The 290-nt window shown below is 48.6% G+C and carries 1 rRNA gene; it reads right to left on the minus strand.

The features are described from left to right. Nucleotides 1-206: 206 nt before the first annotated feature. Nucleotides 207-290, minus strand: a 5S ribosomal RNA gene (rrf, locus tag A8L45_RS25805); the annotation flags it as partial.

Consider the following 290-nt stretch of genomic DNA (forward strand, 5'->3'; position numbering starts at 1 on the left):
CGTTGACTTTCAGTGCCTTGGCGCAGTGCGCTTCAGCAAGTCAGGCCGCGTATCTTACGCGATTCTGATATCCAGTCAAGAAAAAACTTTCATCTTTTTTGCATAATTTCTTATGCAGTGAAAACCTTTTTTTGACGCCGCTCACATTGCAATCAGTCGGAGCGAAAGAAAAGCCCGTTGCGCTCAACGGGCTTCCTAAATTCAAAGCCTGGCGATGTCCTACTCTCACATGGGGAGACCCCACACTACCATCGGCGCTGTTGCGTTTCACTACTGAGTTCGGCATGGAA

It is taken from the genome of Veronia pacifica (assembly GCF_001707825.1).
Classification (GTDB): domain Bacteria; phylum Pseudomonadota; class Gammaproteobacteria; order Enterobacterales; family Vibrionaceae; genus Veronia; species Veronia pacifica.